This window comes from Fibrobacter sp. UWOV1 (genome assembly GCF_900142495.1).
Classification (GTDB): domain Bacteria; phylum Fibrobacterota; class Fibrobacteria; order Fibrobacterales; family Fibrobacteraceae; genus Fibrobacter.
The window spans coordinates 1-12,713 of sequence record NZ_FRBA01000023.1 but is presented as its reverse complement, the minus strand read 5'-3'; the positions used below and the strand labels follow the sequence as shown (position 1 = coordinate 12,713).

Sequence of the window (12,713 nt, the reverse complement as noted above, 5' to 3'; positions counted from 1 at the left end):
TGAAACGGGAACTGGAAAAGAGCGGAAAGAAAGGAAATGTAGCCTAAATCTGATGTTGGAACAAACTATTTTTGCGAAAAACCCTTGACACTACCTGGAAGCTGCGGGATATAAGAGCGACGACGCAACGAACCACAAGTGGCGCCACTCGTTCGCATCCAACCTAATCCGTTCAGGCGTTGGCCCGAAAATCGTTCAGCAGTTGATGCGCCATGAAGACGTGCGCCAGACTTTGGACACCTACAGTCACCTGCTGCAAGACGACCTGGAAAAGGCTCTCAACAAGAAATAAAAAAGGCTCGCGAAAGCGAGCTTATTTTGCTATAAATGCGTCGGTCCGTTCTCGACGCAATAACCTTCTTTATATTCCCCTGTATTTAAGCAGACACCCCTTATATTCGATGCAACAACATAAAAAACTTGTTCATTAAATTTGACATACCTATAATTCACTGATGGAACCTTGAAATCATGGGAGGAATAACAGGTGCACTTGGAAGCCTCTTGCACATTTACATAAGAGATAAACAGAGTATCATCTACAAAATCTAAAGCTACATCAGCGGAAACGTCACAATAATCTAAAGCGTAAAGAGTCAAGTCAAAGCAACCTAAACAATCGCCTAAATAAACAGCTGAATGTTCATTATGACCAACAATTAGCGGCGAAATCTTCTTCTCAATATCCGACGAACTGGATGAGGATGCGTCCGCACACTTTCCACGAACCACCGAAGTATATAGCGTAGGATTCTTTTCTTCCGACGAACTGGATGCGGAATCACTGCATCCGACAAGAAGTTCTAAAGATATTGCAAAGAGGATGGGAAAAAGAATGTTTGTTTTCATTTCTTTATAAATTACAAAAAATCACCGTTTGACATTCTTTTCAACGGTGTCGAAGCACTGTTTCAGCATCAGCTCCGCAGCCTTATGCACATCGCCGTTTATCTTTTTCAAGAACGAAACAGTCTTGGTTTTAAAGTTATCTTCAAATTTTCCATCAAGAACATCGGGCCATTTACCGATTTTCAAATCAATCGCGAAAGTCTTTCCGAGCGTGACAGCTTCCTTCTTTAGGTTGCCTCCCAGTTCGCGATAATGCGCTCTTGTCTTTCGAGCCAAAGCAGCCATCGCGAAACCCAAATCCAAGTCGTTCGGATTCACCAGGTAGTTTCTCAATGCGTGTTCAATCTCGACCATGACTCAAAAATAGAAAAGGCCCCGGCATGAGCCAGGGCCTTCGTGCGTCAAGGAGGTATCTTCCTAAAATTCGTCCATCGTGAAGTGCGTCTTTCTCGCACATACGGCGATGCCGCCGCTGGAAATGACATTGTTGAGCCATTCCTTCAACCTGGACTTGCTAAACCACATCGGAGTGCCGCGTCCACCCGGCTGGTAAACTTCCAGCGGATAGACCAACTTGCCGTGACGGCTTTTTGCCAACAGCTTGTCGAAAGTGGATGTCGCCATCCCGATAAAATTCCCAGCCTCGGTACGGTCGAGAAATTCTTCATCAGCGATTATCTTCATCGGTACTCCTTTCACCATTCCTGGTGACGATATAATGCAGCGCGGCCACAAGTGGCAGCATAAAGTTTGACATGAGTCCAGACATGAACTTTTCATCATTAAACCCGAACTTCCGTGCTATCCCGCAGTAGCCCTTGGTAAGGCTCTCCGCAACGGCGAACTGCTTCGCCTCAAGCGGAATGTCCTTCATGGACTCGTCGTCCAGCACGGTTTCCTTATAAATGCGACAGAGCGAGCGTAGGCTAAGCCCTGCATCTTCCATCACGATTATCTGTTCAAGTTCCTTTTCCAGTCTGTCCATCTTCGATTCAATCCATCTAGGCCACCGCCTGCACCATGCAGCGGTCGGCTAAATCTTCACCTTGTTCCAGGAGACGTTCTCGCCTCCCTCGTAAACGAAATACTCCTTCGAGTTCACGCGTTCGTCGTCAATCTTTTCATAGACGCTGAACTTTATCCGTTCCTCAAGTGCGACGCCCGTACATTCCTTTACGACAGCTGCCATCCAGCGCAGAACGTGTGCATGGTCGTCGCAGGTAATCTTGAGTTCCGAAACGGTTACGCCCGGTACATTTGCGAAGGTTTCCTCGAACCTTCCTCTTGCTTCGTATGTCATTTTTTTTCCTTTATGTTTATTGGTTGTTGATTTTCTTAACTGCTGTTAGTCAAAGAAAGAACGCTGGCGATTCGCGCACCAGCAGCGCCGCAGCTTGGGTTAGAAAAAGCTGCGAGTTTTCTTAGTAAACAAACCGCACATGGCGCACTTTCCCGTGCACTATGTCCGTAACGAGCTGCTTCGCGGCGGCTTCGTCAAGTCCGTAGTTCATCAGGTCTTCGAGTGCTTCCCGATTCGCCATGCGTCGGTATTGGCGTTCGTCGTCCGGGAAAAGCATCGCCTCGCGTGTCGCCTTGGCATCAGCTTCCCCGAAATCGACATTGGTCAATTTCTGTGCTTCCGCAGCTTCGCGCTTGGCCGCTTCCGCCTCGCGTTTTGCAGTTTCCGCTTCTTCTTGCGCCTTGCGCAGTTTTTCTTCCGTTTCGCGCTTCTCGGCTTCCGCCTTCTCACGCGCCGCCTTTTCAAAGTCCGCCTGACTCGCCCTCAAGCGTTCCAGTTCAGCTTTCTCCGCTTCCTGCTTCTCCGCGCTGGCGAGGATGCCGTTGACCTGGCGCCTCGCGTCGTTGATGGCGTCCATCGCTTCCTGGTAGCTTTCGTCCCAGTACTTGGCGTCGTGAACATGGGCTTCGATGGCCTCAAGCACCTGCTTGCACCCTTCGGAATTGCAGCCGATGGCCGTCGCGGGAATGTTGGAAATCTCGACGATTTCCTGCTGTCTCGCCTCGATTTCCCTGATGGGCGCCAAGACCTCCTTCTGGAGCATTTCGAGCGTTTCCTTCACAAGCCTACGCGTTTCATCGACGCGCTTGGGCTTCGCCTTGAGTTCCTTGGCGACCTGTGCGCCCCTGTCCTCGATGGCGGTCTTGAGCTTCGCGAGCTTGGCGTTCATCGCCTTGCGGGCCTTGAACCCCTCCTCGGTGTGAACGTCGGCAACCAGCCCACGCGCAATCTTCTTGACCTGGTTGAGCATCGGGACAAAGTTCTTCTTGTCAAGGAAAAGCGCCTCCGGGTCCATGCAGTCCGTCTTGACCGCGAACTGTTTTCCCTCGTCGATAAGGACGAGCGCGTTGGGGTTCTTTTCTTCCATCACTTCTTCGGTTTCCATCGTCGCCTCCATTAGAACTCCACCTCCTGCATCATTCCGGCTTCCACGCGCTTCGCCTCGCGGTAGAATCCGTCAATCTGGTCAAGGCCCAGTTCTTCCAGGCTGCGACAGTTGTACGCCTTGAGCGTGTCCTTAATCGCGGCGGGAATCATCTTGTTGCACACCTCGATGAATTTCGCCTTGCGGTCGCCCGTATGTTCCTGCGGCTGCTGTTCCGGCTTCGGGGCTTCCGCCCTTTCCACCGCTTCCTCAATCTTGATTTCCTTTTCAGGGTCAAGTCCCTGTTCCGGCGAAAGCTCCGCGCTCTCATAGGGCATCCCGCCGAACTCCACGGGGAAAGCGAGGCGGAACGCACGCGCAATCGCGACCTTCTCAAGCATGACCCTGGGCTTGCTCTGCCACATGGAATTGCCCTGGTCGTACTCGCTGAAAAACACCTCGCACTTGACGGGAACCTTCCTGTCCTTGCGGAAAACGCGGCAGATGCAGCTCACGTCCCCGTCCTTGGGAACAAGCGCATCCACGCTGTAGTTGCCGTTCTTGCCACTCTTGGTGGACTTGCCCCTGACGAACTCGCCGCGCCATTCTGTCTCGTAGCCGTCGTAGTTGGGGTTCATCTCGGCACGCTTGAGGTACACTTCGTACCCCGTGACGATGCTCATCGTCTTTCCGCCGTCGCGATTGTTGTACGTGACGGCATAAACTTCTTTCTTCCACGGGTTCAGCCCGAACGCCATGGAAACCGCGAGGAACTGCTTGACCTGGTGGTCATTGAGACCCGGCGTCGTCGCGGTGAGGTAGTCAAGCAGCAGGGCGTCGTTGACCTGCTGCGGATTGGATTGTGTAGCTATTGCGTTATTCATAGTTGTTGGTTTCCCTTTGTTGTTAGTAGTTGTTCATTTGTTGTCCCTTCGACAGGGTTTTTAGCCTTGCCGCCACGTAGTTCGTGACCGCCCCTTTCCAGTTCATAATCGTCATGCCCTCACGGGTTTTCCCTCCCCTGGAAAGCGTAATCTCCAGCCATTCGCGTCCCAGCGCGTCGTCGAGGTGCTTTTCCGCGCAGAAGTCGTAAAGCTCCTCGGTCGTCGGCAATCGCGGCGGCTGTACTTTCCTAATCTCATGTCCGTGTTTTTCGTGTCCAGCCAGGGCGTTCGCCCTGTTGACCTCGCTCCGCTGCTGGATTCTCTCGCTGGAACATTTCACCATGAACGCCCCGAAACTGTCGCCAGTCCCGTCAACATCCTCAAGTGCATCCATCGAATCCCTCACGTCGGCGATAATCTGTTCATCCGTCATTTTTCGGAAGTGCTTGATAAAGTCACTGAACGAAACCTTAGCCCAATATGGATTCGCCATGTTCAAAAGCCCTAAGTATCAAGGTTGAGGCAATGAGTCCCTGGCTCGCCGGGAAACCCTTTCGCTTGTTCTCGCTGGCCAGCTGCTCCAGGGCCTGCTTCGCCCGTGCCGTTATGCCGACCTGCCAAATTTTTTGCGTACCGTTTATTTTCTTTTGCATACTTTTCAATTTCTTTTGCCTTACATTCAAAATCTATTCAATTCTAAGCAAAAAATCAAGGGATTTTTTAAAAATTTTTTAAAAATTATTGAATACTGTGCAATTTTTGATTAAATTTATGGCATGAACGTTGAAAAATACCTTGACAGAACAAACAAGACGGCCAGCACCCTGGCCGACGAACTGGGACTCAACGCCTCAAGCGTCACCGCTTGGAAGAAAGGCAAGGCGACTCCCAGCTACGACATTTGCCAGAAGCTACTGGAAATCGGCATGGGAATCGACGAGCTTTTCACTCCTGAACTTTGGGAGGCGATAAAGACTCGTCACGCTGCGGAGTTTCGGGGCGAGGTTGTGCTGACTCCCGAGGAATGCGCTCTAATCGTACGCAACGGGCTTCGCAGTCTGCGTCTAAAAGATGAAAGTTCTGAAGACCAACAAGGGTAATTTCCCCGTGTTCCTTTAGCTTAGGCATAAGCAGTCCTTTGGCCCTGTTCGGGCCTTTTTTTGTGGGAACTTTTGCAAGTCGCAACGATTTGCAAACGCTTGAACCCAGGCATAACAAACGGGTTCAAGTCGCGACAAAAACTTGCAAGCCTATTATATCAGTAGTAGTAATAGGAGAATAATCAACAGTAGGAGTATGAGTAGGACTCACTCCGTTATTGTGGAGATATTGATATATAAAAACCTCATACTCAACTCACGCGACTGCGCGACGAAAAAAAGAAAATGAGCTTGAGGGCGATATAGATATCGAAGGGGATTTTTTCCGTCCCGACTTGAGCAGCGGAAAAAATAAAAATTTATTCTGTCAATTCGTGACACTTTTGAAAAAAGTGAAATTTCGCAACTTTAGCCCCCCCCCCCCGCAGGCGTGCAGCTTCGCGTACGCCCATTTGGCGCCTTTGGCGGACAGTTTAGCGGCTTAATGCTGCGGAACGCTTGCAGCGTTTTGCACAGCGAACAAAAGCGAAACGGCGGGAACGGCTGCGATTGCTTGCGAATTGCAGAAGCTGTCAAGTGAGGCGCCTCCATTTTTGTATCTTTTACGGCGAAAAGAGAGAACAGATGCAGAATTTCGAACGAATCTTCGACATGCACCAGCCGCCCTTCAAGGCGGATTCGCTGGACGCGATGGAGTACTCCATCCTCGGCTTCTTCAAAGCCGAGGATTCCTCCCGTCCCCAGCTTGAACGCATTTCAGACCATGAAATAAAGGTTTCCATCGACGAACGCAAGGCGCAAAAGGCGCAGAAGCAGTTCGACAAGGCGGTGGAACATTCAAACGCTCACAAGTTCAACAGCGCAAGGTTCGCGCTTCGCGAGGCCATCGGACTCTGGCCATACAACAGCGAATACCACCGTCTGCTCGCGCAGGTGACGATGGAAGGCGGCGACCTGGAAAAGGCGCAAGACAGCTGTCTTGACGCGCTGCTGCTTGACGACAAGAATTTGTGGGCTTTGCTCCTGATGGGCAACATATTGAGCGCCAAGGGAAACACCGAGGCTGCGGACGGATATTTCAGCAAGATTTTGCAATACCACCCGGACAACGCGCTCGCGCTGAACAACCTGGGCGGCATCTACTGCAAGCAGGGCAAGTACGCGAAGGGAAAGGAGCTTTTCGAGAAGTCGCTCTCCATCGACCCCGAAAACTTGAACCCCTATTATGGCATGGCGCTACGCGGTGCTGTGCAATACTGGTCCGAGACCAAGAAGCACCAGTCCTTCGCGGATTGGCTGGAAAGCAACGCGGAGGAATCCATGACCTACTTCGACTTCAACGAGGGATGGTGGCGAAGAATCAGGACGTCGAACTGCGTAGAACGCCTGAACAAGGAAATCAAGAAGAGGACAAAAGTCGTAGGCGTCTTCCCGAATCCAGAATCGTGCGAGAGGCTCATCGGCTCGCTACTGATGGAACAACACGAGGAATGGATGGAAGAAAAAGCTTACTTAACCGAGAAGGAAATGGAAAAATCTGCTTTTTGTGCATGAATTTACAGAAAAAGACTTGCCAAATCTAAGGAATATAATTAGATTTAGTATTATACAAGGAGTTAATAAATATGCGGCAAGGTATTCTTAAATAAACTGTCAATTTGATAGTGGGAACAAAAAGTAGCAGTCCCGTTTCACTTTTAATATGGGGCTTAGTTTTTTGTACCCAGTTTAAGAATACTTTTATCATGTAATTTTATATGCCCGAAAACATATAAGTGTTTTGTGGCTATTGGAGTTATTTACCCAGTGATAGGAGTATTTATCACTGGGTATTTTTATGCCCTTTTTTGGGTGTTGATAAGAGGAAAATCACATGAAAATAATTAACTTAGGCATTCTGGCTCACGTTGACGCAGGAAAGACAACATTAACGGAAAGTTTATTGTATACCAGTGGTGCAATTGCAGAACTAGGGAGCGTAGATGAAGGCACAACAAGGACAGATACAATGAATTTGGAGCGTCAAAGGGGAATCACTATCCAGACAGCAGTGACATCTTTTCAGTGGGAGGATGTAAAAGTCAACATTATAGATACGCCAGGCCATATGGATTTTTTGGCGGAAGTATACCGCTCTTTGGCTGTTTTAGATGGGGCCATCTTGGTGATCTCCGCTAAAGATGGCGTGCAGGCCCAGACCCGTATTCTGTTCCATGCCCTGCGGAAAATGAACATTCCCACCGTTATCTTTATCAACAAGATCGACCAGGCTGGCGTTGATTTGCAGAGCGTGGTTCAGTCTGTTCGGGATAAGCTCTCCGCCGATATTATCATCAAGCAGACGGTGTCGCTGTCCCCGGAAATAGTCCTGGAGGAAAATACCGACATAGAAGCATGGAATGCGGTCATCGAAAATAACGATAAATTATTGGAAAAGTATATCGCAGGAGAACCAATCAGCCGGGAAAAACTTGCGCGGGAGGAACAGCAGCGGGTTCAAGACGCCTCCCTGTTCCCAGTCTATCATGGCAGCGCCAAAAATGGCCTTGGCATTCAACCGTTGATGGATGCGGTGACAGGGCTGTTCCAACCGATTGGGGAACAGGGGGGCGCCGCCCTATGCGGCAGCGTTTTCAAGGTTGAGTACACCGATTGCGGCCAGCGGCGTGTCTATCTACGGTTATACAGCGGAACGCTGCGCCTGCGGGATACGGTGGCCCTGGCCGGGAGAGAAAAGCTGAAAATCACAGAGATGCGTATTCCATCCAAAGGGGAAATTGTTCGGACAGACACCGCTTATCCGGGTGAAATTGTTATCCTTCCCAGCGACAGCGTGAGGTTAAACGATGTATTAGGGGACCAAACCCGGCTCCCTCGTAAAAGGTGGCGCGAGGACCCCCTCCCCATGCTGCGGACGACGATTGCGCCGAAAACGGCAGCGCAAAGAGAACGGCTGCTGGACGCTCTTACGCAACTTGCGGATACTGACCCGCTTTTGCGTTGCGAAGTGGATTCCATCACCCATGAGATCATTCTTTCTTTTTTGGGCCGGGTGCAGTTGGAGGTTGTTTCCGCTTTGCTGTCGGAAAAATACAAGCTTGAAACAGTGGTAAAGGAACCCTCCGTCATTTATATGGAGCGGCCGCTCAAAGCAGCCAGCCACACCATCCATATCGAGGTGCCGCCCAACCCGTTTTGGGCATCCATCGGACTGTCTGTTACACCACTCCCGCTTGGCTCCGGTGTACAATACGAGAGCCGGGTTTCGCTGGGATACTTGAACCAGAGTTTTCAAAACGCTGTCAGGGATGGTATCCGTTACGGGCTGGAGCAGGGCTTGTTCGGCTGGAACGTAACGGACTGTAAGATTTGCTTTGAATACGGGCTTTATTACAGTCCGGTCAGCACGCCGGCGGACTTCCGCTCATTGGCCCCGATTGTATTGGAACAGGCATTGAAGGAATCGGGGACGCAGCTGCTGGAACCTTATCTCTCCTTCACCCTCTATGCGCCCCGGGAATACCTTTCCAGGGCTTATCATGATGCACCGAAATACTGTGCCACCATCGAAACGGCCCAGGTAAAAAAGGATGAAGTTGTCTTTACTGGCGAGATTCCCGCCCGCTGTATACAGGCATACCGTACTGATCTGGCCTTTTACACCAACGGGCGGAGCGTATGCCTTACAGAGCTGAAAGGATATCAGGCCGCTGTCGGTCAGCCGGTCATCCAGCCCCGCCGTCCAAACAGCCGCCTGGACAAGGTGCGCCATATGTTTCAGAAGATAATGTAACGTCTTGCGCAATGCAAGCGTTCATTGCTGGCTATTGCGAAATATCATTGATAAAATCAGTATCAGAGAGGAGAAACTATTTTGAACCAGGAACAGACGAATATTACAACAGGAAAGCAAATACGTCATCTGCGAACACAATTGGGAATGACACAGGAAGAACTAGCCGGGGAATTGAATGTTACCCGGCAGGCACTATCGAATTGGGAGAGAGATGTTAATGAACCCGATTTAAATATGTTGAAAAAAATTTGCTTTCTTTTTGGAGTCAACATGGACGATTTTGCGAAGGAGGTAATAACAAAGATGGAAACATATGAAAAAAAGGAGAAACGACAATTTAATAAGTACGATATGGCAATTGGACTTTTTTATGGTGTTGGTATATTTCTTGGCATTGGTATTTTCTTTGTTGGCGGTTTTATGACAATGTCAGGTGCAGGGTGGGGAGCATCACTATTTGGCGGTGGCTGTTTTTCTCTTGTATTTGGCTTGATATGCCATGCAGTTATTACATTGAGAAGAAATGACAAATGATGACATATCCTGCTTTCTATACTTTTCGGTAATACCGAGTAAAAAAAGCCGCTGCTTTTGGCTTTCCAATAGCGGCGGCTTAGGTTGACGACACTCCAAAAATTGCGGGTCGTTATACGCAAACTGCAAAAACAGAAACAAGTCTTTTAACGGCGCTTTGGGCACTTTAGGAGGCCTTTTCTAAAATCACTGTTAGAAAGGGCTGAGAAGTTTGCCCTTCCTGCGCGGCAGTCGGGCTTGTTTCACAAAACAACCCACTAATTCGTAAAGGAGAATGTAACTTCATGTTTGCTAAAAATTCAAAGGCATATTCTGTCTACCTGCTGTTCCGATTTGTCTGTTCCCTGGCGGTTTCTATGTCCACAGTGCTTTCCATCGTGTACCACCTGGAGGTGGTGCAGCTGGATGCTTTCCAGCTTGTCCTGGTAGGGACGGTTCTGGAGACCTCCTGCTTTCTGTTCGAGATACCCACCGGTGTGGTGGCGGATTTGTATAGCCGTCGGCGCTCGGTGCTGATTGGAATGTTCCTCTACGGCCTGGGCTTTCTGATGGAGGGTGCGCTACCGTGGTTCGCGCCGGTTCTGCTGGCCCAGGTTGTCTGGGGTTGCGGTGATACCTTCATCACCGGCGCTCTGGAGGCGTGGATTGCCTCGGAGGAAGAGGACAAACCCATAGACAAGGTGTTCCTGCGGGGCAGTCAAATGGGGCAAATCGGCGGCGTTCTGGGCGTGGTGCTGGGCACACTGCTGGGAAACATAAACCTGCAAATGCCTGCCATCTTGGGGGGCAGTTTGTGCTTGTTGTTGGGGCTGGTGTTGGTTCGCATCATGCCAGAAACCAACTTCTCCCCTGCTATTGAGGAACGGCAGGGCTTGCTTAAAGACTTTGTCTGCCTGTTCAAGCTCAACCTGGGCTTTGTGAAAGGCGCACCTGTGTTGCTGGCGCTCTTAGCAATCACACTATGCGGGGGACTTGCCAGTGAAGGCTTTGACCGGCTCTCCACCGCTCATTTTCTGGATGACACGGTAATACCCGTTATCGGGCCGCTGAACAGCGTCACTTGGTTCGGTGTTATCAGTCTTATCGGCAGCGGCTTAGGTATTCTGGCTTCTCAGTTGCTCATCGCCCGCATGGAGAAAAAAGGGACTGTCAGCCGAACCAGTGTGGTCATGTCCACCAGCGCCGGGTATATCCTGTGCCTGGTTCTCTTCGCGGTGGGGCGGAGCTTTTGGTTCATGTTGTTGGTGTTCCTGCTGGCGGGGCTTATGCGCACCATCAAGGAGCCTGTGCTGGCCGCCTGGATGAACGACCATGTGGATGAGAAAATGCGCGCCACAGTCTTTTCCACCAGCGGACAGCTGGACTCTTTCGGGCAGATCATCGGCGGGCCTATTGTGGGGCTGGTAGCCCAGCAGGTGTCCATACCCTGGGGGCTGGTCTGTACCGCTTTCCTGCTGTTGCCCGCGCTGTTCTTAGTGCCGGTGGCGGGAAAGAAGCGGGATTGATATGGCATAGTTAAGTTTACTGACGAGCGGGAGATTACTTCCGCTCGTCTTCATTTAGTAGCGCAAAATTTGAGGACTCTTTATTTCCTTATTCGGTATAGCGGAGGCGGCTGTCAATTCGACATAATTTTCTTGTGATACTTTACCGTACATGAGCATTTAACCAGGGGAGCTATTATGTTCTACAAAATGTCCAATCTAAAAGAAGCCATCAGGCAAATGCCCAAAGCAATCGAGCGCAATGACCAGCGTATGCTTAACCATATCCATAGACTGGTCGTCGAGCTTTTAATTCATCTTGACGAAGAAAAGAAGGAGAAAGACAGGGCCAAGCGCGAGAACGCCCAGCCCATTGTGGAGGAAATAGACAAAGTCCTAAAAAAATACCGTCTTAAACAAACCGAATAAAACAATTTTGCCATAAACATTATTTATGAGGAAAGAAAATGATTTATGGCTATATTCGAGTAAGCACCGATAAACAGACTGTCGAAAACCAAAGATTTGAGATAAATAACTTTTGTCGAAAAAACAATTTAAAGGTAGATGGTTGGATAGAAGAAACCATAAGTGGCACAAAGAAAATCGACAAAAGGAAGCTTGGCGACTTGCTAAATAGGGTTGAAAAAGATGATTTAATCATCTGTGCAGAACTAAGTCGTCTCGGAAGAAATTTATTTATGATTATGGATATTCTGAACATTTGCATGAATAAAGAATGTAAAGTTTGGACGGTAAAGGACCACTATAGATTAGGGGAAGATATTCAAAGTAAGGTTTTAGCATTCGCTTTCGGATTAAGTGCTGAAATTGAACGAAATCTTATAAGTCAACGAACAAAAGAAGCTCTAGCTTTAAGAAAATCCGAAGGAATGATTTTGGGAAGGAGAAAAGGACGAAAAAACTCTTCTTTCAATAAAACATGCATAAAAAATCATGATTACATCGTTTCTCTATACGAAGAAGGTTATAGCATTCCTAAAATTGCAAAAATTTTGAAAATTGCTAAAGGAACCCTTTACAAATACAGGGATGATTCAAACAATTTTCGTATCAAATAAAACGTCCGTTTTTTGAAGACTAATTCTGGAAAAAAAGGCGCTGGAATGCCTGTTGTGAGAAATCCCCAGTTCAATTTTAAGGAGGGTTTTTGTTGGAACAATGTTTTGAATCCAAATGCAAGGTTATTAAAGGTGAAGATAAAGAAACCTTCTGTTAATGATGTTGGTTCAATGTCTTTATCCTCTCTTGCTGACAATATTCCAAATTTGATTATTCCGGCGTACTTTGAGCCACGAGTCCGGTGCTAGAGAGCCACCCTTCCGGAAAATGCGGAGCCACCGTTCCGGTCGAACAGAGCCACCCCACAAACGGTCAAGAAAAACTCTATAATGGGATAGCCCGTCGCAATGTCGCGACGGGTTTTCCAATGGAGGTCACATGACCAAATACCGCGAAATCCTCCGGCTGAAGCACATCGGCTTCAGCGAGAGGAACATCGCAAGGACGGCGGGCGTATCCCGCAACACGGTGAAACGTGTCGTGGAGGCAGCAACGGCAGCCAAAATCGACTGGACGCATGCCGAGAGCATGGAGGACGCGACAATCGAGAAGGCGCTCTTCCCCGACAGGAAACCGGCACAGCCGAGCCACTCGATAGA

16 protein-coding genes and 3 pseudogenes are annotated in these 12,713 nt (G+C 49.2%); 10 read left to right on the top strand and 9 right to left on the bottom strand.

The window, feature by feature from the left end; genetic code table 11:
- Positions 1 to 94 precede the first annotated feature (94 nt).
- Entirely contained in the window at positions 95 to 292 is a 198-nt protein-coding gene (locus tag BUC02_RS16655) for a tyrosine-type recombinase/integrase (RefSeq protein ID WP_083564638.1), read from the top strand.
- A 29-nt stretch (positions 293 to 321) separates the two neighbouring features.
- On the opposite strand, the gene BUC02_RS16010 is transcribed toward BUC02_RS16655, so the two are convergent.
- The 9 genes from BUC02_RS16010 to BUC02_RS15380 form a co-directional block, all read right to left on the bottom strand.
- Entirely contained in the window at positions 322 to 849 is a 528-nt protein-coding gene (locus BUC02_RS16010) for a hypothetical protein (protein ID WP_139261251.1), read from the bottom strand.
- 21 nt (positions 850 to 870) lie between these two features.
- A complete protein-coding gene (locus tag BUC02_RS15415; protein WP_073324067.1) occupies positions 871 to 1,203 on the bottom strand; it encodes a hypothetical protein in 333 nt (110 codons plus the stop codon).
- 63 nt (positions 1,204 to 1,266) lie between these two features.
- Positions 1,267 to 1,533 carry a hypothetical protein gene (locus BUC02_RS15410; protein WP_073324065.1) on the bottom strand — a complete coding sequence of 89 codons (267 nt, stop codon included), beginning with the start codon at positions 1,531 to 1,533 and terminating at the stop codon, positions 1,267 to 1,269.
- The gene (locus BUC02_RS15405) at positions 1,517 to 1,834 is read right to left on the bottom strand and encodes a hypothetical protein (RefSeq protein ID WP_073324063.1); all 318 of its coding nucleotides are present in this window, start codon (positions 1,832 to 1,834) and stop codon (positions 1,517 to 1,519) included. The genes BUC02_RS15410 and BUC02_RS15405 overlap by 17 nt, the downstream gene beginning before the upstream one ends.
- A gap of 48 nt (positions 1,835 to 1,882) precedes the next feature.
- Positions 1,883 to 2,149 carry a hypothetical protein gene (locus tag BUC02_RS15400; RefSeq protein WP_073324061.1) on the bottom strand — a complete coding sequence of 89 codons (267 nt, stop codon included), beginning with the start codon at positions 2,147 to 2,149 and terminating at the stop codon, positions 1,883 to 1,885.
- Between the two features lie 121 nt (positions 2,150 to 2,270).
- Positions 2,271 to 3,254 carry a coiled-coil domain-containing protein gene (locus tag BUC02_RS15395; protein ID WP_139261248.1) on the bottom strand — a complete coding sequence of 328 codons (984 nt, stop codon included), beginning with the start codon at positions 3,252 to 3,254 and terminating at the stop codon, positions 2,271 to 2,273.
- 11 nt (positions 3,255 to 3,265) lie between these two features.
- Complete coding sequence (gene bet / locus BUC02_RS15390; protein WP_073324057.1) at positions 3,266 to 4,117, bottom strand: phage recombination protein Bet; 852 nt, start codon at positions 4,115 to 4,117, stop codon at positions 3,266 to 3,268.
- Between the two features lie 22 nt (positions 4,118 to 4,139).
- Positions 4,140 to 4,550, bottom strand: coding sequence for a hypothetical protein (locus tag BUC02_RS15385; protein ID WP_073324055.1), 411 nt, complete (start codon positions 4,548 to 4,550; stop codon positions 4,140 to 4,142).
- Between the two features lie 37 nt (positions 4,551 to 4,587).
- Positions 4,588 to 4,770 (bottom strand): hypothetical protein, encoded by a 183-nt coding sequence (locus tag BUC02_RS15380; protein WP_073324054.1) that lies wholly within the window; start codon positions 4,768 to 4,770, stop codon positions 4,588 to 4,590.
- A gap of 123 nt (positions 4,771 to 4,893) precedes the next feature.
- On the opposite strand from BUC02_RS15380, the gene BUC02_RS15375 reads away from it, so the two are divergent.
- The 9 genes and pseudogenes from BUC02_RS15375 to BUC02_RS16465 form a co-directional block, all read left to right on the top strand.
- A complete protein-coding gene (locus BUC02_RS15375; protein WP_073324052.1) occupies positions 4,894 to 5,217 on the top strand; it encodes a helix-turn-helix transcriptional regulator in 324 nt (107 codons plus the stop codon).
- A gap of 624 nt (positions 5,218 to 5,841) precedes the next feature.
- Positions 5,842 to 6,432 (top strand): annotated as a pseudogene (locus BUC02_RS16805) (tetratricopeptide repeat protein); the annotation flags it as partial.
- Between the two features lie 15 nt (positions 6,433 to 6,447).
- Positions 6,448 to 6,738, top strand: a pseudogene (locus BUC02_RS16595) (transposase); the annotation flags it as partial.
- A gap of 352 nt (positions 6,739 to 7,090) precedes the next feature.
- Positions 7,091 to 9,010, top strand: a complete 1,920-nt coding sequence (gene tet(W), locus BUC02_RS15365; protein ID WP_073324048.1) for a tetracycline resistance ribosomal protection protein Tet(W) — start codon at positions 7,091 to 7,093, stop codon at positions 9,008 to 9,010.
- Positions 9,011 to 9,091: 81 nt separating this feature from the next.
- The gene (locus BUC02_RS15360; protein WP_001071126.1) at positions 9,092 to 9,547 is read left to right on the top strand and encodes an XRE family transcriptional regulator; all 456 of its coding nucleotides are present in this window, start codon (positions 9,092 to 9,094) and stop codon (positions 9,545 to 9,547) included.
- A 284-nt stretch (positions 9,548 to 9,831) separates the two neighbouring features.
- Positions 9,832 to 11,052 carry a tetracycline efflux MFS transporter Tet(40) gene (tet(40), locus tag BUC02_RS15355; protein WP_073324046.1) on the top strand — a complete coding sequence of 407 codons (1,221 nt, stop codon included), beginning with the start codon at positions 9,832 to 9,834 and terminating at the stop codon, positions 11,050 to 11,052.
- 177 nt (positions 11,053 to 11,229) lie between these two features.
- A complete protein-coding gene (locus BUC02_RS15350) occupies positions 11,230 to 11,460 on the top strand; it encodes a hypothetical protein (protein ID WP_073324044.1) in 231 nt (76 codons plus the stop codon).
- Between the two features lie 38 nt (positions 11,461 to 11,498).
- Positions 11,499 to 12,113 (top strand): master DNA invertase Mpi family serine-type recombinase, encoded by a 615-nt coding sequence (locus BUC02_RS15345; protein WP_073324042.1) that lies wholly within the window; start codon positions 11,499 to 11,501, stop codon positions 12,111 to 12,113.
- Positions 12,114 to 12,492: 379 nt separating this feature from the next.
- Positions 12,493 to 12,713, top strand: a pseudogene (locus BUC02_RS16465) (IS21 family transposase); the annotation flags it as partial.